Annotated in this window: 23 protein-coding genes and 1 other RNA gene; 14 read left to right on the top strand and 10 right to left on the bottom strand. The window is 44.2% G+C overall.

The features are described from left to right. Window positions 1-6: 6 nt before the first annotated feature. Entirely contained in the window at window positions 7-585 is a 579-nt protein-coding gene (locus VIB_RS09930; RefSeq protein ID WP_004395806.1) for a class I SAM-dependent methyltransferase, read from the bottom strand. A gap of 212 nt (window positions 586-797) precedes the next feature. Between VIB_RS09930 and VIB_RS09925 the strand changes: the two genes are divergently transcribed. From VIB_RS09925 to VIB_RS09905, 5 genes are all read left to right on the top strand, one after another. After that, window positions 798-1511: a substrate-binding periplasmic protein gene (locus VIB_RS09925; RefSeq protein ID WP_040904622.1), complete on the top strand. Its 714-nt coding sequence runs from the start codon at window positions 798-800 to the stop codon at window positions 1509-1511. A gap of 269 nt (window positions 1512-1780) precedes the next feature. After that, on the top strand, window positions 1781-3235 hold the full coding sequence (locus VIB_RS09920; protein WP_374058330.1) for an AGE family epimerase/isomerase: 1455 nt from the start codon (window positions 1781-1783) through the stop codon (window positions 3233-3235). Window positions 3236-3557: 322 nt separating this feature from the next. Further along, complete coding sequence (locus tag VIB_RS09915; RefSeq protein WP_004395803.1) at window positions 3558-4571, top strand: C4-dicarboxylate TRAP transporter substrate-binding protein; 1014 nt, start codon at window positions 3558-3560, stop codon at window positions 4569-4571. Window positions 4572-4725: 154 nt separating this feature from the next. Further along, the gene (locus VIB_RS09910; protein ID WP_172465325.1) at window positions 4726-5214 is read left to right on the top strand and encodes a TRAP transporter small permease; all 489 of its coding nucleotides are present in this window, start codon (window positions 4726-4728) and stop codon (window positions 5212-5214) included. Further along, a complete protein-coding gene (locus VIB_RS09905) occupies window positions 5211-6494 on the top strand; it encodes a TRAP transporter large permease (RefSeq protein WP_004395802.1) in 1284 nt (427 codons plus the stop codon). The genes VIB_RS09910 and VIB_RS09905 overlap by 4 nt, the downstream gene beginning before the upstream one ends. Window positions 6495-6565: 71 nt before the next feature. Here VIB_RS09905 and VIB_RS18220 read toward each other — a convergent pair whose 3' ends face one another. After that, window positions 6566-6691, bottom strand: coding sequence for a hypothetical protein (locus VIB_RS18220; RefSeq protein ID WP_004395801.1), 126 nt, complete (start codon window positions 6689-6691; stop codon window positions 6566-6568). A 218-nt stretch (window positions 6692-6909) separates the two neighbouring features. On the opposite strand from VIB_RS18220, the gene VIB_RS09900 reads away from it, so the two are divergent. The 3 genes from VIB_RS09900 (at window position 6910) to phaC (ending at window position 10019) form a co-directional block, all read left to right on the top strand. After that, on the top strand, window positions 6910-7650 hold the full coding sequence (locus VIB_RS09900; RefSeq protein ID WP_004395800.1) for an SDR family oxidoreductase: 741 nt from the start codon (window positions 6910-6912) through the stop codon (window positions 7648-7650). 132 nt (window positions 7651-7782) lie between these two features. Beyond that, entirely contained in the window at window positions 7783-8130 is a 348-nt protein-coding gene (locus tag VIB_RS09895) for a phasin family protein (RefSeq protein ID WP_004395799.1), read from the top strand. 116 nt (window positions 8131-8246) lie between these two features. After that, window positions 8247-10019: a class I poly(R)-hydroxyalkanoic acid synthase gene (gene phaC, locus VIB_RS09890; protein WP_004395798.1), complete on the top strand. Its 1773-nt coding sequence runs from the start codon at window positions 8247-8249 to the stop codon at window positions 10017-10019. Between the two features lie 111 nt (window positions 10020-10130). Here the strand turns inward: phaC and VIB_RS09885 are convergent, their stop codons facing one another. Further along, window positions 10131-11960, bottom strand: coding sequence for a leukocidin family pore-forming toxin (locus VIB_RS09885; protein WP_004395797.1), 1830 nt, complete (start codon window positions 11958-11960; stop codon window positions 10131-10133). Window positions 11961-12413: 453 nt separating this feature from the next. Here VIB_RS09885 and VIB_RS09880 point away from each other — a divergent pair, with 453 nt between their 5' ends. Further along, window positions 12414-14294: a methyl-accepting chemotaxis protein gene (locus VIB_RS09880; protein WP_004395796.1), complete on the top strand. Its 1881-nt coding sequence runs from the start codon at window positions 12414-12416 to the stop codon at window positions 14292-14294. A 48-nt stretch (window positions 14295-14342) separates the two neighbouring features. Here VIB_RS09880 and VIB_RS09875 read toward each other — a convergent pair whose 3' ends face one another. Continuing rightward, a complete protein-coding gene (locus tag VIB_RS09875; protein ID WP_004395795.1) occupies window positions 14343-15947 on the bottom strand; it encodes a BCCT family transporter in 1605 nt (534 codons plus the stop codon). A 288-nt stretch (window positions 15948-16235) separates the two neighbouring features. On the opposite strand from VIB_RS09875, the gene VIB_RS09870 reads away from it, so the two are divergent. Beyond that, window positions 16236-17225 (top strand): sulfate ABC transporter substrate-binding protein, encoded by a 990-nt coding sequence (locus tag VIB_RS09870; RefSeq protein ID WP_004395794.1) that lies wholly within the window; start codon window positions 16236-16238, stop codon window positions 17223-17225. A gap of 104 nt (window positions 17226-17329) precedes the next feature. Here VIB_RS09870 and VIB_RS09865 read toward each other — a convergent pair whose 3' ends face one another. Then, window positions 17330-17677, bottom strand: a complete 348-nt coding sequence (locus VIB_RS09865) for a carboxymuconolactone decarboxylase family protein (protein ID WP_004395793.1) — start codon at window positions 17675-17677, stop codon at window positions 17330-17332. Window positions 17678-17818: 141 nt separating this feature from the next. On the opposite strand from VIB_RS09865, the gene VIB_RS09860 reads away from it, so the two are divergent. Then, complete coding sequence (locus tag VIB_RS09860; protein WP_040904616.1) at window positions 17819-18622, top strand: MetQ/NlpA family ABC transporter substrate-binding protein; 804 nt, start codon at window positions 17819-17821, stop codon at window positions 18620-18622. A 166-nt stretch (window positions 18623-18788) separates the two neighbouring features. On the opposite strand, the gene soxR is transcribed toward VIB_RS09860, so the two are convergent. Further along, window positions 18789-19235 (bottom strand): redox-sensitive transcriptional activator SoxR, encoded by a 447-nt coding sequence (gene soxR / locus VIB_RS09855; protein ID WP_040904614.1) that lies wholly within the window; start codon window positions 19233-19235, stop codon window positions 18789-18791. A 115-nt stretch (window positions 19236-19350) separates the two neighbouring features. On the opposite strand from soxR, the gene VIB_RS09850 reads away from it, so the two are divergent. Further along, a complete protein-coding gene (locus VIB_RS09850) occupies window positions 19351-19761 on the top strand; it encodes a VOC family protein (RefSeq protein WP_004395791.1) in 411 nt (136 codons plus the stop codon). A 111-nt stretch (window positions 19762-19872) separates the two neighbouring features. Here the strand turns inward: VIB_RS09850 and ssrA are convergent. After that, window positions 19873-20240, bottom strand: a transfer-messenger RNA (tmRNA) gene (gene ssrA, locus VIB_RS17325). A 68-nt stretch (window positions 20241-20308) separates the two neighbouring features. After that, on the bottom strand, window positions 20309-20794 hold the full coding sequence (gene smpB / locus VIB_RS09845; RefSeq protein WP_004395790.1) for an SsrA-binding protein SmpB: 486 nt from the start codon (window positions 20792-20794) through the stop codon (window positions 20309-20311). A gap of 281 nt (window positions 20795-21075) precedes the next feature. Here smpB and VIB_RS09840 point away from each other — a divergent pair, with 281 nt between their 5' ends. Both VIB_RS09840 and VIB_RS09835 read left to right on the top strand, forming a co-directional pair. Further along, window positions 21076-21510, top strand: coding sequence for an SRPBCC family protein (locus VIB_RS09840; RefSeq protein WP_004395789.1), 435 nt, complete (start codon window positions 21076-21078; stop codon window positions 21508-21510). After that, window positions 21507-21830 carry an RnfH family protein gene (locus tag VIB_RS09835; RefSeq protein WP_040904612.1) on the top strand — a complete coding sequence of 108 codons (324 nt, stop codon included), beginning with the start codon at window positions 21507-21509 and terminating at the stop codon, window positions 21828-21830. Before VIB_RS09840 ends, VIB_RS09835 begins: the two co-directional genes overlap by 4 nt. Before the next feature lie 139 nt (window positions 21831-21969). On the opposite strand, the gene bamE is transcribed toward VIB_RS09835, so the two are convergent. Both bamE and recN read right to left on the bottom strand, forming a co-directional pair. Next, the gene (bamE, locus tag VIB_RS09830) at window positions 21970-22329 is read right to left on the bottom strand and encodes an outer membrane protein assembly factor BamE (protein WP_040904610.1); all 360 of its coding nucleotides are present in this window, start codon (window positions 22327-22329) and stop codon (window positions 21970-21972) included. Between the two features lie 147 nt (window positions 22330-22476). Then, window positions 22477-24141 (bottom strand): DNA repair protein RecN, encoded by a 1665-nt coding sequence (gene recN / locus VIB_RS09825; protein WP_004395786.1) that lies wholly within the window; start codon window positions 24139-24141, stop codon window positions 22477-22479. Between the last annotated feature and the right edge of the window lie 46 nt (window positions 24142-24187).

The following is a 24187-nucleotide window of genomic DNA, read 5'->3' as shown; positions in this document are numbered from 1 at the left end:
GGTGGATTATGCCTTTAGTAATATAGCGTTAAGCCATTGTTCAGTTTCTCTGCCTGCTCGTAGATCTTGAGTAATCCATAGCTTTTCGATGTTCAGAGGCACATCACTTAATAGTGCGCAGAGTAATGACTCATCACAATTGGTAAAGCTTCTGCCATCACGAGTGACTTCATCTTGTCCGTATTTGAATGAGCAGTAAAAAGCGCCTCCGGTTTTGAGCATTGAGGCTAGGTGTGCAAAAGTTTGGGTGAGCAATGGGCGCGGAACATGCAGCAGCGATGCACAAGCCCAAATTCCGTCAAAGTGTTGGTCTGTTTGCCATTCAAGAAAGGTGGCAACGGTGACGGGTTGCTTGATCAGCGTTTGTGCTAATGCGGCGAGGGCTGGACTGGCATCGAAAGCCTGCACTTGATAACCAAGTTCAATCAAATGCTTACTATCACGACCTGAACCACATCCGGCATCAAGGATGTACCCACCATCTGGTAAGTAATCTAAAAATGGTTTAAGTAAGCTCGACGCATCGATATCAACAGTCGATGAAAAGAACTGCGCGGCATGTTGGTTATAAAAGTCGATAGACATAAGCACTCCTGATTTGCCAACGGATTGTAACTGTCTACGCTTTCTCACTCAATGAGTTGCATGTTAAGTGTGACCCTATCTGCGAAATCGCCCTCTCTTTTCTGCTCTCGTACGGCATTAGCCGTGTTAGGCTCATGGTTCACAAGCTTGTAAATAGACCAAGCTGAACTAGATTTACACTATGATTCAATCGTGTGAGTTCGGAGCTGAATATGAAATTAATACTGCAATCGCTACTTGCTTCATTGGTGTTTTGGGCGAGTGTGACTTTGGCGAATACCATTACGCTTGCCAGTGGTGAGTGGGAGCCTTATCAAGGACAAAGCTTAGCGAGTGGCGGGCCGGCTGCTCAGGTGGTGAGCGAAGCGTTTACTCTATCGGGCTGGCAGGTGAACTACCAATACCTTCCTTGGGCTAGGGGGCTCAATGCTGCTGAGAATGCTGAACTGGGTGGGACTTTTTTGTACAGTTTTAATCAAGATCGTGCTGCGCGCTTTCACTATAGCGAGCCGGTGATAACCCTGAGTACGGTGGTTTTTTATCACCCCGATAAACCGCTGCGCTGGGAGAGTGAGCAAGATTTGTTAGGTAAAACCCTCGGTGGCGTGGTGGCTTATGATTATGGTTTTGTCCGTGAAGATGCGGGTTACACCATTGAGCGCATTAGCCAACCTGAAAACAACTTTCGTAAGCTGCAAGCAGGCCGTTTGGATGGTGTAATGGAAGAGCGGTTAGTTGGCTCGGGGTTGGCGGCCAGTGTCGGTTTTAGCCAAGTGGCTTATTTTGATAAAAGTATTAAATTCGTGCCTTACCATTTAATTGTGTCTCGTAAACATCCAAAAGCGGCAGAGATTATTGCCGCATTTAATGATGGCTTAAAACAATTAGAGAGCAATGGCCGTTTGGCTGAGATCCTTGGTCAGTAGGTTTTAATTTTCTGGTAACCGATGACTATTAATAACAGTTTGTGATAATCGTATTAGGCAGTTCTGCTTTGAATGAGAACTGCCTATTTAAATTTGCACATTGGCTATTTAGCCTTTTCAATTCAGACTTATCTCCTAATCCTTACTTCTCAATCAGTTGCATGTTAACTGTGACCCTTTCAACGAAATGCGCGTTTGCTCTCTTGTATAGTGCGGATCATGAACAAGACGAACTCGAGAGCAAAATGAAACACAATTTAAAACCTACTATGTGGTTACTCAGTTTGGGGTTATGCAGTGCCTTAGTGCAGGCAGAAACCGATAAGTTGGCCAGTTTTCCAAATGGTGAGGCATGGTTAAACCATGCGCAGCAGGGCTTAGCGCCATATTGGATGATGGAGACCGCTCACGGGCAGCCGCTGGGCAACTTTCCTACCTTTCGTTGTGATAACGGTCAATTGCTTGATGTTAACCACGTTTGCCAAGAGCTCAATAAAGGGTGGATAAGCCCACACTTTGGCCGTGACTATACGCGGATGAAATCGCGCCAAACTTACGCATATGCAGTGCTGTATCACTTAACTGGTGATGCTCAGGCGTTAGCGCTCGCCAACGCTGGAGCGCACTATTTAATTGACCATTTGCAAGATAAGTACAACGGCGGTTTTATCAGTTTTACCGAAAACGGTCAGCCGGGGCTTGAGTGGCAACAGCGCACCTCGCAAGACCAAGCCTATGCCTTGGTGGGGCTGGCGATGCTCTATTATTTGACTCGTGATCCGCAATTGGAAGCGGTGTTGATTAAACAGCAACAGTTTATTTTTGACCATTATCGATTAGCCGATGATCAAGGATTGGCGTGGGTGTTAAAAGAGGGCGATGGCGAAAGCGCTCAGCAGCGCGAATTGGTTGCCCAGCTTGATCAAATCAATGGGTATTTATTGCTGGTGGCTCCCTTGTTACCTGAGCCTCATCGTAGCCAATGGTTGCAAGATTTGTCTTGGCTAACTGAGGTGATGTTAACTCACTATCATCATCAACCTGAGCAGCGCTTTTATGGCGCAATACATCATCCAGCAGTGATGACCCAAAGCGCTAAACATAATGATTTTGGCCATACCATTAAAGCCTATTGGATGACGTATCTCACCGGTAGCGTATTGCAAAACTCACAGTGGCAAAGCTTAGCAAAGCAGGGGATGAGAACGACCATTCGCCAAGCGCAATATCAGCCGAATTGGACGGATATCGCTCCGCGCTTACCCGATTCGTTAGCAAAACAGTGGCAAGGTAAGCCGGTGGCGAGTTGGCGTAACAGGCCGATGAGTTATGGCATTTCTTCATGGGAATGGGCAGAGCTCGATCAAGCGGCGATGACGCTATCGCTACTCGAAGGGGAGCTGGAGTCTGTCTTGGCGTACACAGCGCCCGCGTTTATGCAGGTCTGGGTGGATGAGCAGTACGGCGGAGTGGGCCTTAACCCCAAATCAACCAAGGCGTTTCATTGGGGTAATGGCTACCATCAGTTTGAGCATGCGTTGGTGGGATATTTGACCGCCCAGCAGCTCAATCAACAACCAGCAACGTTGTACTTTGCTTTTGAACCGACAGAGCAGAGCCGACTTGCACCTTATTATTTCCAAGGACAGGTTCAGCAACACCGCTTTACGTCCGTAGATGGCTTACCGCGTCTAGAGGTGCAATTTATTGATATTCATCCTTAACGTTTCGGCCAAGATAGATTTGTTATTCGAGCGTAAATCGCTGCGCGAAAGTGGTGATTTTTTTTCTTTTCTATCAGCTAGAGTGATATCGAGGGGCAAAAAGTTACCTATGATTGATTTTTTGTATTCAAATGCTCATTTTTAATAAATATGTCACAAATAATAAACAAACTATTTGGGCTGTTTGAACCTTATAGGATAATCACGGCGACTATTTGGATAAGCTGATTTATCCACCTTATGGATACTTCTCGGTTGCTTAATGTTGGCGTTGGTTTGCCACGTTAATCAGCTTAGATAAAGTAATTGAAGGACAAATATAATGAAAAAGTTGCTCTCTGCCGCGCTGATCTCTTCTGCGCTTTTGCTAACCGGTTGTGGTGATAAAGAAGCCGCCGACCAAGCTGCTCCTAGCCCAATTAACATCAACCTCAGTTTGGTGTTTGCACCCAGTGAACTGCTCACTCAAGAGTTGATTAAAGTCACCGATTCTATTCGTGAAAAGACCGATGGCGGGGTGAACATTCAGGTGTTCCCGAGCGGTCAGTTACCGGTTTATAAAGATAACCTTGAGCAGGTGGTCAATGGTGCAAACTGGATTGCGGTTGAAGATTTGACCTATCTCGGTGATTACGTGCCTGATTTCACTGCGCTAGCAGGGCCAATGCTGTATCAAACTTATGATGAGTATTTGGCGATGATGCAAACCGATTTGGTGAGCGATCTTAAACAGCAGATGCTTGATAAAGGCGTTAAAGTCCTGAATACCGATTATATCTTTGGTTTTAGACACATGATGACCAACCGTGAAATCGTTGAGCCAGAAGATATGCGTGGCATGCGCATTCGCGTACCGGGTAGCCAGTTATTCATCAGTACGTTATCAGCAATGGGCGGAGCGCCTGCGGCGCTGCCTTTCCCTGAAACTTATGCAGGGGTGCAACAAGGTGTGGTTGATGGTCTAGAAGGGACTATTTTGACCATGTACTCAAATAAAATGTATGAAGTGACGAAAAACCTATCTTTAACCAAGCATTTCCTTGGTACGGTAGGGGTCTACATTTCACCTAAAGTGTGGGAGCGTTTTAGCCCAGAGCAGCAAGCGATTGTGATGGAAGAGTTCGAGAAGGGCGCTTTATCTAACAATACTGAACTGGTGCGTTTGGATGCCGAATACGCTGAAAAACTGCAACAACTCGGCGTGACCATTAATGAGGTCAACAGTGAAGCCTTTAACAAACTGACTCAGCCTGTTTATAGCCAGTTCCCAGCGTGGAGCCCAGATATTTACTCACGGATTGAAGCTGAGTTAGAGAAGATCCGCGCTCAACAATAAGCAGTGATCGACGTTATAGCCCAACGTCTCAGTGATTGATGAAGAAGGGTATCGCGTAACCGGCTGAACAGGCTGAATATAAGCCTTGAATCTGTTGGTTACGCGTTTTTATTTTCAAGCCATTGGATAGGAAGTAGCACCAATGAAGGTTGTGATTTTAGTTTGGCGTTATTTAGAAGAAGTGCTTGCTTCGCTGGCCATATCGGTAACCGTTTTAATGGTTGTCGCCAATGTTATTTTGCGTTACGGGTTTGGGTTTGTTGTGCCATGGAGTGAAGAGCTTGCCGTGGTCTGTTTTATTTGGGCGGTCTATTTTGGCATTAGCTCATGTTACAAACATCGCATGCACATGGGTGTCGACGTTCTGGTGATTTTATTACCCGAGCGTTTTCAATCGCCGTTTAAAATTATCTCTCTGTTATTTTTGATTGCGGTTAATGGTGGCATGGCTCATTTAAGTTATCAGTACACCATGTTATCGAACAAGGTAACGCCAGTCATGGGCATGTCTTATTTTGCCATTAACAGTGTTTTGGTACTGTCATTTGGATTGATGTTATTACACAGTTTTATTTTTCTTTATCAAGAGATCGCCAAGATGCGCGGTCAATCTTGGGCTGGATGTGAGGAAAAAGCATCATGATCAGTTATCTTCCGATCGGTATTTTGTTTGTCCTGTTTTTACTTAATGTACCGATTGCTTTTTCGTTGATTGCTTCTGCCATGGTCTATTTTATTTTCATTAATGATGTCATTCCAGTCAGTTTGGTGATGCAGCGCTTTATCTCTGCCGCTTCCTCTTTTCCACTACTGGCGATCCCGTTCTTTATTATGGTGGGGTCGGTAATGAACTATTCCGGCATTAGCCGCAGCTTATTGGCGTTCGCCGATGCGCTGATTGGCCATAAAGTCGGTGGTTTAGCGCAAGTCAACGTGGCATTAAGTACCTTAATGGGCGGAGTTTCAGGTTCGGCCAATGCCGATGCGGCGATGCAATCGAAAATATTGGCACCGGAGATGACTAAACGGGGCTACGGTTTACCGTTTACTGCGGCGTTAACCGCAGCCTCTTCGAGTATTAGCCCGGTTATCCCGCCTGGGATTAATTTGATCATCTTTGCCTTGCTGGCTAACGTTTCTGTCCACCAAATGTTTTTAGCTGGTTATGTACCGGCCTTTTTGATGGCTATCTCACTGATGATTACCGTTGCTTGGATCGCTCGTCGGCGGGGGTATCCACCTTCTCGTGAGAAAGCGGCGTCTTGGGGCGAACGCGGGCGTTATTTTTTACAAGCTTTACCAGCGCTGTTGATCCCTTTCGGGATTATTTTAGGCATGCGTTTTGGTTTGTTTACGCCCACCGAAGCTGGTGCGATTGCCGTGATGCTGTGTAGCCTGATTGGTTTGTTCATTTATCGTCAATTAAAACCGCATCATTTTGCGGCGATTTTGCGCGAAACCGTACAAGGTACCAGTACGGTGATGTTCATCATTATTGGGGCGATGGTATTTGGCTACTACATGACGTTGGAGCGCATTCCGCAGACGGTGGCCAGTGCTTTGATTGAGTTAACCGATAATAAACTGTTGCTACTACTGCTGATTAACTTATTGCTGTTGGTGGTGGGGATGTTTATTGAAGGTGGTGCGGCGATGATCATCTTGACGCCATTATTGCTGCCTGCCGTCCTGAATGCAGGAGTCAATCCGGTGCACTTTGGCGTGATCGTCATCGTTAATATCATGATTGGTGGCGTAACCCCGCCGTTTGGGTCGATGATGTTTACCGTTTGCTCCATTTTGAAAGTTCGGATGATTGAGTTTATGAAAGAGGTGATTCCATTTTTGATTGCGCTATTGGCAGTATTAATGTTGCTCACTTTCTCTGAATCGCTCGTCATGTGGTTACCGAATGCGATTTAATAAAACAACGCCTCACTTGTGATGCGATAGGCCACCAGTAAGGTTGGCGTCTTCTTAACATCGAGTCTTAATCAGCCATCATAGCCACTGGGCATGATGGCTTTTTTATGTCTATTTTCTTTGTTTTTCTCATCTGACCACTGTGTATTATCGTTAAACGTGTCGATAAAAATCCAGATCGCGATCTTATCTTTCATTATTGTGGTTTTTTCCTTTTCTTCGCTTTGCAGTAAAAACGAGATCCATTTCAATTTTATGCAACAAGTTGATTTTTACAATTGCAATGTCATGTTGTTGCTTTATTTTAAGTAAGTTAAACAACTGTTCGAATTATTGAATAAACGTTAAAAGTGGACAGTGATTCATCATCAAGATTAGCTCAGGTGAACCTTAGGCTTAGCAAGGGAGTGTAGGCATGAAAAAAGTAGCGTTAATAACCGGATCGAAAGGTGGCATCGGATCTGCGATCAGCTCACAACTGGTTGCCGATGGTTATCGAGTGGTTGCGACGTATTACACCGGAAATTATCAATGCGCTATCGATTGGTTTAATGAGAAGGGATTTACCGAGCAACAAGTGCGTTTATTTGAGCTCGATGTGACTGATACCGAGCAGTGCAGTGAACGTTTAACTCAGTTACTGAGTGAAGAAGGCTCCATCGATGTGGTGGTCAATAATGCTGGTATTACGCGCGATTCTCAATTGAAAAAAATGTCCGCAGAGGATTGGTTTGATGTCATTAACACCAATCTGAACAGTGTGTTTAATGTTACTCGCCCCTTATTTTCGGCGATGTGTGAAAAAGGCCAAGGGCGAATCATTAATATCTCTTCGGTAAATGGTTTAAAAGGTCAATTTGGTCAAGTTAATTACGCGGCGGCTAAAGCGGGGATGATCGGTTTCACCAAGGCGTTAGCCTTAGAAGGTGCGTGTAGTGGGGTAACGGTCAATGCGGTCGCGCCCGGTTATACCGCGACGCCGATGGTTGAGCAGATGCGAGAAGAGGTCTTAGCGTCTATTAAATCTCAGATCCCGATGCAGCGTTTAGCGACCCCAGAAGAGATCGCTAAAGCCGTCTCTTTCCTTGCGGGAGATGGCGGGGCTTATATCACTGGTGAGACGCTCTCTGTCAATGGCGGCTTATACATGAACTAGTTTATACATGAACTAACATAGTGAAGCGGCTTGGGTTAATCACCAACGTCTCTTCATCATGATGACTTTTGCCCAAGCAATGGTGTTTAGGGTTAGGTATCGATAACAGTGTTAATTAATGAGGAAATACTTATGTACACGGACTTTTTTAAAACTTTCACCGATCAAGCAGAAAAAAACATGCAACCGTTTTTTAAGTTTAATCAGTTAATGACCAAAAATGTTGAGTTGTTGACAGAGCTGCAACTGAATGCGATGCGCACATACAGCGAAATGGGCATGGCTCAGATGAAAGCGGCGTCAGAGATTAAAGATGTTAATACACTCGCGGCGTTCAGTAGTCAGCAGTTGGGCGTTCTGAGTAAACTGTCGCAGCAGATGTTAGACGATAGCAATAAATTGCAAGCGGCGGCGAAAGAGTTCAAGCAAGATATTGAAACGTTGACTTCAGAAAATATCAAAACGGCGACTCCACAATAGCCTGTGATCGCTTTATAACCTTAAGCGTTTGCGAGATGAAACGCTTAAGGTGATCAAGGTATCTATTAAAGCGCCGCCCCTTTTTGGCGGCGCTGTTCCGAGTAAGGGAGTACTTTATGTTGCAACATTTCTTTTCGGACTATCTGGTTAAGCTGCAAGAAACCAATCAACAGTGGTGGCAGGATTTTGAAGCGAACAAGATGGCCGCTAACTCTCCTTTAAATCAAGCCATTCAAGCAGTGAACTTTGAAGATAGCGCGAAGTTTTTTGAACAAGCCGTTAATCAACCGACGGCGTTGCTGCAGTTGCAAACCCAGTGGTGGGAGCAACAAATGCAAATATGGCAGCAAGTGGTGTTATCTGGTAATACCCAAAATGTGATTGAGGCTGAGAAAGGCGATAAACGATTTAACGATGAAACATGGCAGTCACAGGCTATGTACAATTTTATTAAGCAGTCGTACTTGCTGTTTTGTAAAACCTACATGGAGACCATCAACGCGATTGAAGGCGTTGATGACAAAACCAAAGAACGGATCAGTTTTTTTTCAAGGCAGATGATCAATGCGATGTCGCCTTCGAACTTTATTGCCACTAACCCTGAGCTGCTCAAACTCACCATTGAAAATAATGGGCAGAATTTGCTCAAAGGTATGGAGCTGCTCAAAGAAGATTTGCAGTCCAGTGCTGATATTTTGAAAGTTCGCATGACCAACGAGCAAGCTTTTCGACTGGGTGAAGAGATAGCCAGTACAGAAGGTAAGGTGGTGTTTCGCAATCAGCTGTTTGAGTTAATTCAATACACACCAGTCACAGAGCAGGTTAAGGCAACTCCGCTTTTGATCGTGCCGCCATTTATTAATAAATACTACATCTTAGATTTAACTGAGAAAAACTCCATGGTGCGCTGGCTGCTAGAGCAAGGGCACTGTGTATTTATGATCTCTTGGCGTAATCCGGGTAAAGAACAGCGTGATATTGGTTTTGACAGCTATGTCCTCGATGGTGTGGTGCAAGCGGTATCGGTGATTGAAGATATTACCGGACAAGAACAAATCAACGCAGCAGGTTACTGTATTGGTGGTACAGCATTAGCGTCTGCCATTGCTTACTATGCTGCAAAGCGGATGAAAAAACGGATTAAATCGGCGAGTTTTTTTACCACTTTACTCGATTTCTCTCAACCTGGCGAAGTGGGTGCTTACATTAATGACACCATCATTAGTGCCATTGAAGCGCAAAATAACGCGCAAGGGTTTATGGATGGACGTTCGCTGAGTGTGACCTTTAGTTTGTTACGTGAAAATAGCCTGTATTGGAACTATTACATCGATAACTATTTAAAAGGCACCAGCCCGGTTGATTTTGATCTTTTGTATTGGAATAGCGATAGCACCAACGTCGCGGCCAATACCCATAACTTTTTGCTGCGCGAGTTGTACCTCAATAATCAGCTAGTGCAAGATAAAGGAGTTAAAATCGGTGGCGTGTGGATTGATCTGAATAAAATTCGTATTCCTAGCTATTTTATCTCCGCCAAAGATGATCATATTGCTTTATGGCAAGGCACCTATCGCGGCGCGTTAGCTATGGGTGGCAATAAGACTTTTGTGCTCGGTGAGTCCGGTCATATTGCTGGCATCGTTAATCCACCAGCCAAAAATAAGTACGGCTATTGGGTGAATGACAGCTTAGATGAATCGGCGGATGAGTGGTTAGCCAATGCGCAGCGGGCCGATGGCTCATGGTGGACGCATTGGGATCAATGGCTTGATCAGTTTAACCCTGAGTCATTAGTTCCTGCTTATCCCATCGGCAGTGATAATTTCCCTGCCATCGAAGCAGCGCCGGGCAGTTATGTGAAACAAACGCTACCGATAGTTGAATAAACCGATTGTTGAATAATAAGATGGATAGCGCCTTTCAATGGGATGAAAGCCGCCGCGGAAGATGACGTCATGCGGCGGCTTTTTATTAACGACTTTTGTTAGTAAACCTGATTATTGATTATCAGGATTAAACACATTGGTGTAGCTGGTAATGGTACGCACGCTGATATTGGATTGATCGCTGGCGTATAAACCGAGTTGTCCCGTTGTTGTATCATGGCCTAGGCTTTGGTGACTGTACACATTACTTAAGGTATCGCTATTAGGGATCCATTCCCAGCGCTGGCTTAAGCTTGAGTTACATTGCTGAAGCGCATTCAGGTTTTCACCATCTAAACAATAAGCGGTGTTCGCAGCACTCACGTAACGCCCTAGCTGATCATAAATAAACGATTGAGCTTGTTTGTTATCGACACACTCACTGGCGGTTATCGATTGATCGCCATTAACCTCAACACAGCGATTATTAAAGCTGGCAAGTTGTAAGTTAACCGGTCTGCCACCAGTAAATACCGGATGTTGCCAATCAACAGTGAAGCTGGTGGTTTTACCGACTCGGCGACGTCCATCGTTTTCAAACCCATGGTAAGACTGATGAGCACCAAAAACGTAATAATGCTTATAAGCGCCGTTATAGATTGGACGGATATTGACCGAAGAATCAATCGTAAACTCGGTAGTGCCAGTTTCAGTTGGAGCAGCGCTGTAGATCACATCCATTTTCGGAACAAAGCTGGCGTAACCGATTGGGTTGATCTTGTTGGTATCAATCGGATAAGTATTTACCCATAGTGCATCTGTCCAGCGATCCAGTAAAGACTCAGCCGTTGCGTATTGATCGCGCTCCCAAGTAAAACGAACTTTTTGTGGGCTTGGCGTACTGCGTGCGACTTTATAATCGTGAGTTTTAAAGGTTAACCAACGGCTTTGGTTGTAACTAGCGTTAGCTTCTAGTTTGGCTTTCGGACCATCTTTATTGACTTCAACACCGCCATTGACGCCAACTTGGAAACCAGACACTTCCTTGATTTCATAGTCAGAATTAATATTTTCACGCGGGAAGGTTTTTAAAATTTGCGCTTTATTATTCGATGCGTTAAAGACAAACTGATAATCCTGTGCGATAGCATCCGTTGACCAATCTCTGAAATACGCATCGAGAGTGACGTAGTCGGCTGCATATTGACGCCAACCTAACTGATCATTGAGATGAATACCGGCTCCAGTGGTATCGTCATCCAAACTGATACGAACAATTTTGGCGTCTGGTGTTGCTGAGCCAGTGGTACCAAATTGCAGAGAACGTTCATAGTTAACTCGATAGATCAACGAGATGTTCGGGTTATCACAAAAGACGCGAGTCCCTTTATCCCATAAATGTGAGTTTTTAAAGGTGCACTCTTCATCGCTGATTGGGCGATGAACATTCACATAAAACGCAACATGCGGCAAGCTGTTAGCTTCGCTTGTCGCATTAGTGCGGCTATCAATACTACGCCGTTGGCGAGAATAAGTAACAGGTTGAGCCTCAAGTAACTGAATACTTGGATCATTTTCATCATCTAACCCCGTGAACAATAATTCTCCTTTATGTTCGGTAATTAGCCAGAAATCACTGCTCAGCGCGACACCTAATTGACCGCGTAATAGCGCTTTGGCTTGTGTTTTACCCTGTTCATCACTGATATTACTAAAATCTATCAAGTAGCGCTGATGCTGGCGAAGCACGCTATCGCGCACATCACTTAACGTTGGTACTGTTCCTTCTTCCACCAACAATTCAGCGGCATTTAAATAACTAACTTGGCTATCATCCTGAAGCGTACTCAGCATTTCAACCGCCACACCTTGTGGTTGCTGAACATCTGCATAGGCGGTATTCCATACCAAGCCTGATAATATCGCGGCTAACGCGATGGTTTTATTGTTATAGATAGGCATAGGATTACCTCTTGATGAATGGTATTACCCTGTGACTTAACGTTGCGCTATGGCTGAACATCTTTGCCCCTTGGGTTGCAGTAGATAACGTATTCATATGGTTATTAAACGATCCATTACTGCTAAATCTATTAATATGTTTTGTGGTAACAATTTGAAACAAATTAAATGAAATTCGTGGCTCAAGATCACAAAAAAAACATCAGGAGAAAATGAACTAAAGTATCTTCAAGGTTTGATAAGCCTTAGTTATCAATAGCGGTAGGCGATACTGTTACTTTGCTGCAGAATTCTTGGCTGTGATTAGTTGGTTTAATCAAAGCGAGAGTAGTGTCAAAAATATGTCGGGGTGAAATTGGTACACTGGTGATTAATTTATGATAAAGGTTGCCTTTGATTCGCCGATAGTAAAGAGCGATATTATTCACAGGTAGTCAGATGAGGAGTGCAAGGATGTTCAAGTCTTTTCGAGCCAAAATCACCGCGATCAGCGTGGGATTGATCGTGATTTCATTGGTTGTGACGGCGGTTTTAATCGTGAGAGTTAGCTCTGAAACGCTCCGTTTGCAAATCAGCCGTAATTTACAACAACAGCTACAAACTCAATCGAGCTCAATTTCTAACTGGATGGATGAGCGAAAAAACATGCTGATGGCCACCGGAAAGGTTTTGGAACATCGAGAACCTTTGTCTGCTCTAAAACAACTCAGTGATGGCGGTGGTTTTTTAGCGGCGTATTTCGCACGTCCTGATGGCTCTGCGGTGTTTTCTGATGAATGGCAACCACCGAGTGATTACAATCCATTGACTCGTGAATGGTATCGTTTAGCGGCTACGCAGAGCGGCGTTGCGACAACGGCACCTTATGAAGATGCGCTAGATGGCCAAACCAGTTTAGTGGTCACCTTTACTCATGGACTGGGCAATAACGCCAGTCGCGGTGTGTTAGCGGGGGATATTCCTTTAACTTTTATCATTGATACGGTACGTGCGATTGCGCCAACACAAAACAGTTTTGCATTTTTAACCGATAACAGCGGGACCATTATTGCTCATCCGAATCCAAATTTGAGTTTAAAAAGCTTACGTGATTTGAACCCCAACTTAACGCAAAATATGTTGAGTGATATTCAACGTCAAGGTCATCGCGAACTCTCGTTGCAAGGTCAAAGCATTTATCTCACTAGTCAGGCAATACCGGGTACCAACTGGTCGTTGAATATTGCTCTCGATAAACAAGATGCCTTATCGGGTATCTATAGCATGATCCGTTGGACAGTTATTGCGGTGCTATTGATTGGTCTGGTTGCCACCGGTGTGATGTGGATCTCTAGCGCTTCAGGGTTTAGACGTTTACAAGAAGTCAGCTTGGCAATGACCGATATCGGTCAAGGAGAGGGGGACTTAACCAAACGGATCGAAGCGCATGGCAGCGATGAAATTGCCACTATTGCCAAAGCGTTTAATACCTTTGTTGAAAAGATTCATCTGCTGGTGAACGAAGTTAATAATACCGCTCAATCGGTATCGGCGGCTTCGAGCACCTTGGCACAAGTGACACGACAAAGCGCAGGTGTGGTCGCTCAGCAAAGTTCAGAAACGGATCAAGTCGCGACCGCAATGAATGAAATGACCGCCACCGTACAAGAGGTTGCTAGCCATGCCAGTGAAGCGGCAAGTCAAGCCTCAGCAGCAGATAATGAAACTAAACAAGGACAAGTGTTACTGCGCGATACCTTACAACAATTAAAACATTTGGATGACACCTTGCAAGGCAGTAGTTCAACGATTGCAGAGTTACAAACTGGGACGCAAGATATTGTTGGCATGCTGGATGTGATCAGCGCCGTTTCTGAACAAACCAATTTACTCGCCTTAAACGCGGCGATTGAGGCAGCCCGAGCGGGAGAGCATGGCCGTGGTTTTGCGGTGGTTGCCGATGAAGTGCGTGGATTAGCGGGTCGTACACAGCAAAGTACCCAGCAGATCCAAGAAGTGGTTGATCGCCTATTTAAGCAAACGGAAAATGTGGTCAATGTGATGGCTCAAAGTCGCTCCGCCGCGCAAACTACCGTGACGAAAGCCGAAGATATGGCTGCTCGTTTAGAGCAAGTTAATCAAGCGATTACTTTAATCGCCGATATGAACTTACAAATAGCCACTGCGGCAGAAGAGCAATCATCCGTGGCTGAGCTGATTAACCAAAACGTGGTGAATATTAATGATTTATCATCACAAACCGAGCAGGCATCGCATCAGTTAACCGAGGCGACGCAAACTCTTACTGAGCAAGCGGATCAACTTCATCAACAAGTTTCACAGTTTAAAATTTAGTCAGCGATTACCGTCAGTGTTATCTAAAAAGGGGCTTTAGCCCCTTTGTTATTTCATCAATATGCCTTGATCTTTGGCCATTTGAGTCGCCATTTTAGGCGCTTGCCATAGTGAAGGCAGTAAAATCAGTGAAGCAGGTACAGCGGTGATGACGATGAAAGATTGCAGCGCGGAAATGCCCCCTTCTCCCATTGATATCAGAACGATTGCCATCGCTCCCATCACTACGCCCCAAAAGGTCCGAATGGCGGCATTAGGATTAGTCTCGCCACTGATCACGACGCTAATCGTGTAGGTCATTGAATCCCCAGTAGTGACAATAAAGGTGGTGGTTAGTACCAGAAATAGTAAAGCCATTAAGGTCGGGAAGGGCAGTTGAGCAGTGATTGCCAATAATGCACCAGGTAAGTTAAACCCTTCAAAACCTTGCGCAATAACGCCCGGGTTAGCCAATTCAAAAGCCAATCCACTGCCGCCAACAATACTAAACCAAAAACAGGTGATCAGCGGAGCGGCGATACTTATCGCAAGAATCAATTGGCGTACTGTGCGTCCACGTGAAATGCGTGCAATAAAGATCGCCATCATCGGTCCGTAACCAATAAACCAGCCCCAGAAAAAGACCGTCCACCAACTGAGCCAGTTTGTGTCAGCACGATAGAGCGCCATAGGAACAAAGTTATCGACCATCGAAGCGACACCTTGTAAATAGCCATCAATAATAAATCCCGTTGGGCCAAAAGTTAGGATAAACAGAACTAAAATCACCGCCAAAATAATGTTATAGCGACTGATCACTTGAATGCCTTTACTCAAGCCACTTAATGCAGAAAAGGTATACATTGCCATCGCAAACAAAATAACGATGATTTGTGTCGTGAAAGTATCGGGTATACCCCATAGGGCATGCAGTGCGTAGCTAATTTGCAAACCTAAAAAACCAATCGGACCAATCGTCCCTGCGGCAACCGCGATAATACTCAGAGCATCAATTAAGTCTGCGACCCAACCGGTAACGGCCCGTTGACCTAAAATAGGATAAAGCAGAGTACGAGGTTTTAGTGGGAGCCCTTTATCGTAATGTAAATGCATCAGTACGATGGAAGAAAGGCAACCTAAAATGGCCCAAGCTAAAAATCCCCAATGCATAAAAGATTGTGAGAGTGCGTTGATGGCCATTGTCGGTAAATCGGCGTCAGCAAAAATCGGTGGAGCGTTAACAAAATGAGCAATGGGTTCGGCGGCGGCCCAAAAAACACCGCCACCAGCCAGTAAAGTGCAAAGAATGATTGATAACCATTTCATATTATCGATTTCTGGTGATGTTAAACCACCTAAACGTACCGATCCGGTTTGGGTTAAAGCCAGCGCCAAACCAATCACAAAATTAGCCAATAACAGCAGTTGCCAAAAGGCACCAAAACCTTGAGTGGCATAACGAAAACCAGAATCAATCAGAGAAGTGAGCAGCTCAGGAGAGGTAACCGCTAGTAATACGAATAAGGAGAGGAAACTACCACTAAGCCATAACACGGGATTATTAAGCTCAAGTTTTTGTGATAGTGAGGCGCTGTTATTCTGCGGGGGATGCGTGGCGGAGTAATCGGATGCCGTCATGCAAGACGCATCAACACTCAAAGAAACTTTAGACATAAAAACTCGCTTTTTACCTAACAAATTTAGGAATTATGGTAGTCACAATAATGGAAAATTGTGATGCCCATCATAAAAGCTGGTCATGCTAACACAGAATAGATTGAGAATGCATCCGTTTTGCTGGTTACCGGATTGAATTTCCAAGGTGTGCTCAAGTTAATATTGAGGCCTGCTAGGCATGGTTTTAATATTCCAAAAAAGAATACGAAATCGATTTATGTTTCTAACTTGGTTATAAATGTTGTGCTAATTTGCTTGTCGCATATTAACTAAGGAAGATGACTCATGCGTACATGGCTACTCGCTCTATCTCTATTCAGTGTTTCTCAACATACCTTGGCAAAAGGTGCCGTGTTATTGAATGTTTCTTACGATCCGACCAGAGAGCTTTATCAACAATATAACGCCGCATTCGCCACTTATTGGCAAGCAGAAAACGGAGATAATGTCACGGTTAGGCAATCCCACGGCGGATCAGGTCGACAAGCGGTTTCCGTGATGAATGGTATTGAATCCGATGTCGTGACTTTAGCACTCGCTTATGACATTGATGCGATTGCCGAGGGGGGAAGAATTGCTCCGACTTGGATTACTCGTTTACCCTATAATTCAGCGCCTTATACCTCGACGATTGTCTTTTTGGTCCGAGAGGGTAACCCCAAAAATATTCGAGACTGGGATGATCTCATCAAACCTGATGTGGAAATCATTACGCCTAATCCGAAAACCTCGGGTGGTGCTCGCTGGAATTATCTTGCCGCATGGGGATATGCTTTAGATCAGTATCAAGGTGATGAAGAAAAAGCGCAGCAATTTGTTAAGTCGATTTATGAAAATGTCAGCGTTCTAGATACGGGTGCACGTGGCGCTTCGAACACGTTTGTTGAGCGACAAATAGGCGATGTGTTGATTGCTTGGGAAAATGAAGCTCTGCTCGCGGTGAACAAATTAAATCATCATGGCTTACAAATCGTAGTTCCGAGTCGCTCTATTCTTGCTGAGCCTACGGTGAGTTTGGTTGATCGAGTAGTCGATAGAAAAGGAACTCGTGAGGTAGCACAAGCGTATTTGGAGTATTTATATTCTCCAGTTGGCCAAGAGATTGCAGCGCAAAATTTTTATCGACCAAGAGATCCTGATATCGCTGAGAAATATACACAAGTGTTTCCTCATTTAACGCTATTTACTATCGATGAGGTGTTTGGCGGTTGGCAGCAGGCACATCAAACTCATTTTGCACAAGGCGCAACATTCGATCAAATCACTCGTCGTTGATAATACGTTGATTGATAAAAATGATATTGCCATAAGTGGTTGGGGATTGTTGCTGGAAAGCCTTTACGCTTATCTCCCCAACCTATTTTAGCTTCAGCCGTTATTTATTGTGATTCAGCGGCAAACTCTTCAATTGCTCCCAGTGCTTGAATGCCATAAGTTAAGGAAGGGCCTCCTCCCATCAGTACAGCAACATCGATCACTTCAACCAGCTCGGCTTGTGTCGATCCAGCTTTTAATGCCGCAAAAACGTGAGCGGCGATACAACCATCACAACGTGCCGCGATAGCTATACCGAGTGCAATCATCTCTTTGGTTTTCAGATCCAGCTCACCAGGAGCCATAGCGGCTTTATGTAATTGCATAAACGCAGATAAGGTATCAGGGCTTTGCTGTTTATAAGATTTACCTAAGGTATTGTTATCTTTGAGTAACTGAGAATAAGATTTCATACAACCTCTTTGTTAGTTTTTTCTAAATAAGATTAACCTAATATAAGGGGCGACATAATAAAAAGCAAATCGAGTTGCGAATTATTCTATTGCGCTTATTATGGACGTCTAGAAGTCTTTATTTTTTTGTGGGTAGAAAGGATGCTGAAAATGAAAAATACGATTCGTTACGCGTTAGCGATAACATTACTGCTGGGGCTGACGGCGTGCGGTCAAAAAGAACGCTCTGAAATTAAGGTCGGAGCAACCGTTGGGCCACATGCTCAAGTGGTTGAGGCTGTGGCTAAAGAAGCGGCTAAACACGGTTTAACGGTAAGAGTTGTTGAATTTTCTGATTTTATTACTCCCAATGCCGCACTGGCCGATGGCAGTATCGATATAAATAGTTATCAACATCAACCGTTTTTAGACAACTACAATCGTAATCATGGGGCAAAGTTAGTATCGATTGGTAACTCGATTTTAATGCGGATGGGGATTTATTCTAATCGTCATGGATCATTACAAGACTTACCTGATAATGCACGAGTTGCGATTCCCAATGATCCGACTAACGGTGGACGTGGTTTGCTGCTGTTAGCGGATGCGAATTTAATTACGCTTCGTGATGGTGTCGGTTTCAATGCAACCCCAAGGGATATAGTTGAAAACCCAAAAAACTTGCGGTTTCTTGAAGTTGATGCCGCTCAGTTACCGCGAACGTTAGATGAAGTTGATGCAGCAGCGATTACGATGAACTATGTGATGTCGGCTGGTATTGATCCTAAAAAACAGGGGATTTTTCTTGAATCCAATCAAGCACCATTGGCGGTAATGGTTATTGCCACTCGTGAAAATGAGCAAGACAACCCGTTGTATCAACAGTTTGTACAGATTTTTCAATCGGCCGCGGTGAGTGATTTTCTTGCCGAAACGTTTAACGGTACGATTGAGCCAGCTTATTAGATAGCTATTTTAAGTTTTTGAATAGGAAGCGATAAGGCTATCCCCTTCTTGTTTACAGCGGCAGCGATATTGGTTACGTTCGTTTTCCCTAAAGCTTTTAGAGTCTATCTAGGCTCATTGGCCCTATGGATTACCTCGATCACTCTATGCCTTGCTGCTGTCTTCCTTATTTTATATGGCACTGCTCTAAAAGCACGGGCCCAGTCCCTAATTGGGCCAGTTTGTCTTCTGGATTATACAGTGGGCAAGTTTGCATCGATAAACAGCCGCAGCCGATACAACCGTCAAGCGTATCGCGCAACTTTTCCAATCCAGCAATTCGTTCATCCAAGCTCTGTTTCCACTGTGCTGATAGTGCTTGCCAGTCTTTTTGAGTTGGCGTCCGACTATCGGGTAATGTTGCTAATGCTTGCTGTATTTCTGCCAGAGAAATCCCTAGCTTCTGAGCTGCTTTTATCACGGAAACACGACGTAAAATATCTTTACGATAAAGGCGTTGATTACCTGCGTTGCGGTCACTCTTAATCAGTCCCTTACGTTCATAAAAATGCAGTGTACTAATACTTATCCCACTGCGCTGTGCGACTTTCCCCACTGTCCAATCGTTTGACATATTGTGCTCAGCCTCATCTTTTGTTCATTTTTCTATAAAAAAGCAAAAAAACACTTTACCTCAACCAAGGTTAAGGTTTTAGCCTGTATCTTCATCAAGCACAAGGAGAAGAACGATGAAAATTGAACACATTAATCTAGTCATAAAAGATTTAGAACAATCATTACGCTTTTACCGAGCCGCTTTTCCTCATTGGAAAATACGCGCGAAAGGTGGTGGCGAGTGGTATGGCAAAGCCAGAACTTGGGTGCATTTTGGCGATGAAAATCATTACCTTGCGCTCAATGAGTTTGGCGAAGGGAGGAACAGAGATCGTACTGGGCACAGCGTTGGCTTAGCGCATTTTGCTTTTGAAACTCAAAACCTTGATGCAGTGATCGCACGTTTAGAGCAAGCGGGTTTTGAGATTGCTGATAATGGAACTAATGAGGCTTTTCGTCGTAATGTTTACTTTATCGATCCCGATGGGTTTGAAGTGGAATTTGTACACTATTTAAGTGATTTACCTAATGAGCGTAATACTTAGCTCGATGAAGTAGAGAAAGCGAATAGATAACGTCATTAGATGCTAAGCTATTGATTTTAAATTATTGCAGGCAAGAAAAAAGACGTCCTGAGACGTCTTTAAACTATGAATTGGTGGAGCTGGCGGGATTTGAACCCGCGTCCGAAAATCATTCATCATTGGTACTACATGCTTAGTCGATCTTTAATTTCACCGTCAAACTGCGAACCGACACGCTATCTAATGGCTATCCTGAATTTATTTTAATGCTTTGTCTCTCAGGCGGGAGACGCGGCACGAGCTTGTTTGGTTTTGACTCTCTGTTATTCCCCGTCTTACGAGCGGAAGCTAGGGCAGAAAGGCTCTCAGCAGGGTATTAAGCTGCTAGTGCGTAGTTTTCGTCGTTTGCGACTATTTTTTTGCGGTTTGTTAACGAGGCCTACCGCACCTCGGCATGCACCTCAGACTTCAAAATTCCCGTCGAATCCAGAATCAGCCCCAGAGGTAGTTGGTGCATAGTACCAGAATCAAAGATTCTGTCTAGCATCAAATGGTTAAGTGGTTACAATTAGCGCAATGAACTCTTCATCACTCGTGCTTTTTCTCTTGCCCAGTCTTTTTCTTTTAGGTCATCACGTTTATCGTGCAGTTTTTTACCTTTTGAAACGCCGACTTTGATTTTGACCCAAGAGCGTGACCAGTATAACGACAGTGCTGTTAACGTCATCCCTTCACGATTAATGCGGCCAAACAAGTTATCGAGTTCACGGCGGGAAAGCAGTAATTTTCGAACACGAGTTGGGTTGGCAACCACGTGAGTTGAGGCTTGTTGTAATGGAGTAATCGTCATACCTGAGATAAAGGCTTCGCCGTCTCGCAAGAAAACATAGCTTTCAGCAATATTCGCTTTACCTTGACGGAGGGATTTTACTTCCCAGCCTTGAAGCTCTAAACCTGCTTCCACTTCATCTTCGATAAAGTATTCATGGCGAGCTTTTTTATTGAGCGCGATAGTGCTACTACCCGCTTTCTTCGTTGATTTTTTCTTTACCATAGTGGATGCATTTTACGGATTGGTTAAAAGTTAAGGAATGTTTTTTCTTGCTGTAGCATAAGGATATCCCTAAGTAACTTCAAGCAGTTCAAGGTGCAATCTGTCAGTAAAGCGAGTCGTGAGCGGTATTTTGCGCTTTATTGACCCCATTGATTGGCTGTGGCTCATGTTTAGACGGTGCTAAATGTTAACTTTGGTCAGAAAGCGCACTGAGCTTGAGGTGAGCTAGGGATAAACGTACAATTCGGACTATCGTAATCGCTGAGATAAAAGAGGAAATAATGAAGCAAGTCTGTCGCTCGGCTTTAGTATCGTTTAGTGCTGAGCAGATGTTTCATTTAGTCAATGATGTGGCGAGCTATCCCGAATTTTTGCCGGGCTGTTCTGGCTCACGCATTTTAGAGTCTTCAGCAGATAAAATGATCGCCTCGGTCGATGTGTCTAAAGCGGGGATCAGCAAAACGTTCACTACAGCAAATGAACTGCGTCCTGCTGAGTCGATCATCATGCATTTGGTTGATGGCCCTTTTCAAACTTTGCGGGGAGGTTGGTATTTTACCCCATTGGATGAGCACGCCTGTAAGGTTGAGTTGAAGTTAGAGTTTGAATTTTCCAGCAAAATGATTGAACTCGCCTTTGGAAAAATTTTTACAGAGTTGACCAGTAATATGGTTAATGCGTTTACCCAACGAGCGAAGCAGGTGTACGCCTTATGAGTATTGAGTCAGATAGGATTCATGTGGAAGTGGTTTATGCATTGCCTCATGAACAGCGGGTGATGACGTTAGTTGTCAATCGCCATATGACGGTAGAAGAAATCATTCAAACATCGGGTATTTTAAGTCTTTACCCAGAGATCGATCTTAGTAAAAACAAAGTTGGCGTCTTTAGCCGTAATGTAAAATTGGATGCAACGGTACGAGATCATGACCGAATTGAAATTTACCGTCCTTTGTTAGCCGATCCTAAAGACATTCGCCGTAAGCGTGCTGAGCAAGCCAAATTAGCCAGTTCAAGTGCGACTAAGAAAGCCTAGTCGTGGTTTGAGGTTGGGTTTGTGAACGCTCGGTGAGTGATTGTTCGCCTTAACGACTAAAAAGCCCATCCAGATTATGATCAACTGGATGGGCTTTTTGTATAGTAATCGGTCGGTTTCAGATCATCAGTGAGTTGCTTTAATTGAGGGTTTCAAAAAAGGTGTCGCTAGGCTGAAAATCACCAGACAGTTCAATCAATTGACCTGCATCATTAAAGTTTACGATTAGGTTTTTTTGCACTGATGGATTGTGACCGGGAGTATGATGATAGATGTAGTACCAAGTATTAGGAAAGCCATTTTCGATCAGCATCGGTGAACCTAAAACAAAACGGACTTGTTCTTTGGTCATGCCAAATTTGAGTTGTTCAACAGCTTGTTGCTCAACGTAATTTCCTTGGTTTATATCAATTCGATACACCAAACGTTCTAAAACAGAGCAGCCGGATAACATTGTCACGGCAAGAGGGATGGCAACAAGCCATTTGGTTAACTGCATAGGTAATATTCTACTACTGGTAAGTGTCAAAACTAGGGTGATAATAAACAAGCCCAGAGCAGAAGTAAAAACTTCACGCCACTCTGAGCTTGTTCAGACTACAAATTTTGAATTAGGTTGCAAACCTTAGCAGAAAAAATGTTTTTATTAAGCTGCAATCAGTAATTCTTTGGCATTCGCTAAAGTCGATGGTGTGATTTGACTTCCACCGAGTAAGCGAGCGAGTTCAGCGATTCTTTGTTCTTCACTGAGTTTGACCATTTGCGTTTCGGTCTTGCCGCCTTTGGTCTGTTTGGCAACAAACAGTTGATGATGGCCACAACCCGCGACCTGAGGTAGGTGAGTAACACAAAGTACTTGGGTCGATTCGCCTAACTTACGTAGCATTTTTCCAACCACCGCAGCCGTTGGTCCAGAAATACCGACATCGACTTCATCAAATATTAAGCTCGGAGTATCAATTTTCTGAGCGGTAATGACTTGAATTGCTAAAGAGATACGTGACAGTTCACCACCAGAAGCCACTTTGGCAATCGGTTGTAATGGCTGCCCTGGATTGGTTGAGACTAAAAACGTCACATGATCAAACCCAAGCGGAGAGGGTTGTCCCTGATGCTGAACCACATCAATTTTAAATTGCGCTTTTTCCATACTCAGTTCATGCATACTAAGACTGATCAGCTTATCTAACTCTTTGGCATAACGACTGCGTGATTTATGGAGCTTTTCTGCGCAGCTTGCAAACGTTTGGTAGTGGACAGCGACGTCATTTTCCAGTTCTTGGATTTTTTCTTCCGAGCAATCAAGTAAGGCAATTTGCTGTAAAAGTGCTTGATGATGCTGATATAACTCTTCTGGGAGCACATGGTGCTTACGGGCGAGTGAGAGTACCCGAGAGTAGCGCTCCTCAACGTAAGACATGCGTTCTGGGTCAACATCAATGTGATCCAAATAGGCGCGTAACTCGTTGTTGGTTTCTTCAAGTTGAATCATGGCTTCGTTGAGCATAGTCGGCAGCGTGTTCAACTGAGCGTCCATTTCGGCCAGTTCAATCAAGGTATGGCTGACGGTCTGCAATAAGTTCAACGCATTCACTTCTTCACTTTCATACAGTAAGTTAATCGCTTTTTGGCAGTTAATAGCCAGATCGCCACTGTTGGATAATCGTTTATGCTCTTGTTCTAATTCGATGAATTCTTCTTCACCTAGCGCCAGTTCATTGAGTTCTTTGATTTGATATTCAAGAAGCTGTAATTGAGCTTGGTTCTGTTGGCTGTTTTCACGTAACTGTTTTAAATGGTGATTAACTTGACGCCACTGTTGATAGGCCAGTCGAGTTTGCTTGAGCAGATCAAGATGTCCGGCATATTGATCGAGCATAGCCAGTTGCAATTCGGGTTTCATCAGTTGCTGATGGGCGTGTTGACCGTGAATATTGATCAGCAGTTGGCCTAGCGATTTTAGTTGCGAAAGAGGGACTGGACTGCCGTTAATAAAGGCCCTTGAACGCCCATCTTTACTGATGATTCTACGCAAAATGCACTCTTTACCATCCAGTAAATCATTGTCTTCTAACCATCGTGTGGCGTGCAAATTGTTATCAAGAATAAAAGCGGCGCTGACTTCCGTCTTTTCTTCATCTTGACGCACCATGCTGGCTTCGGCTCGCCCTCCTAGGCATAAACTGAGAGCATCAATGGCAATGGATTTACCCGCACCCGTTTCACCGGTGATGGTGGTCATACCTTTAGACAGTTCAAGTTGCAGTGATTTTACAATCGCAAAATTATTTACACTAAGATGAGCCAGCATTTGTGCACCTGTATAATTAAACAATACTGTATATAGCAACAGTATA

The sequence above is a fragment of the Vibrio metschnikovii CIP 69.14 genome, assembly GCF_000176155.1.
GTDB classification, from domain to species: Bacteria; Pseudomonadota; Gammaproteobacteria; order Enterobacterales; family Vibrionaceae; genus Vibrio; species Vibrio metschnikovii.
The sequence above is the reverse complement of the archived record's forward strand: the minus strand, read 5'-3'. Positions and strand labels throughout refer to the sequence as shown.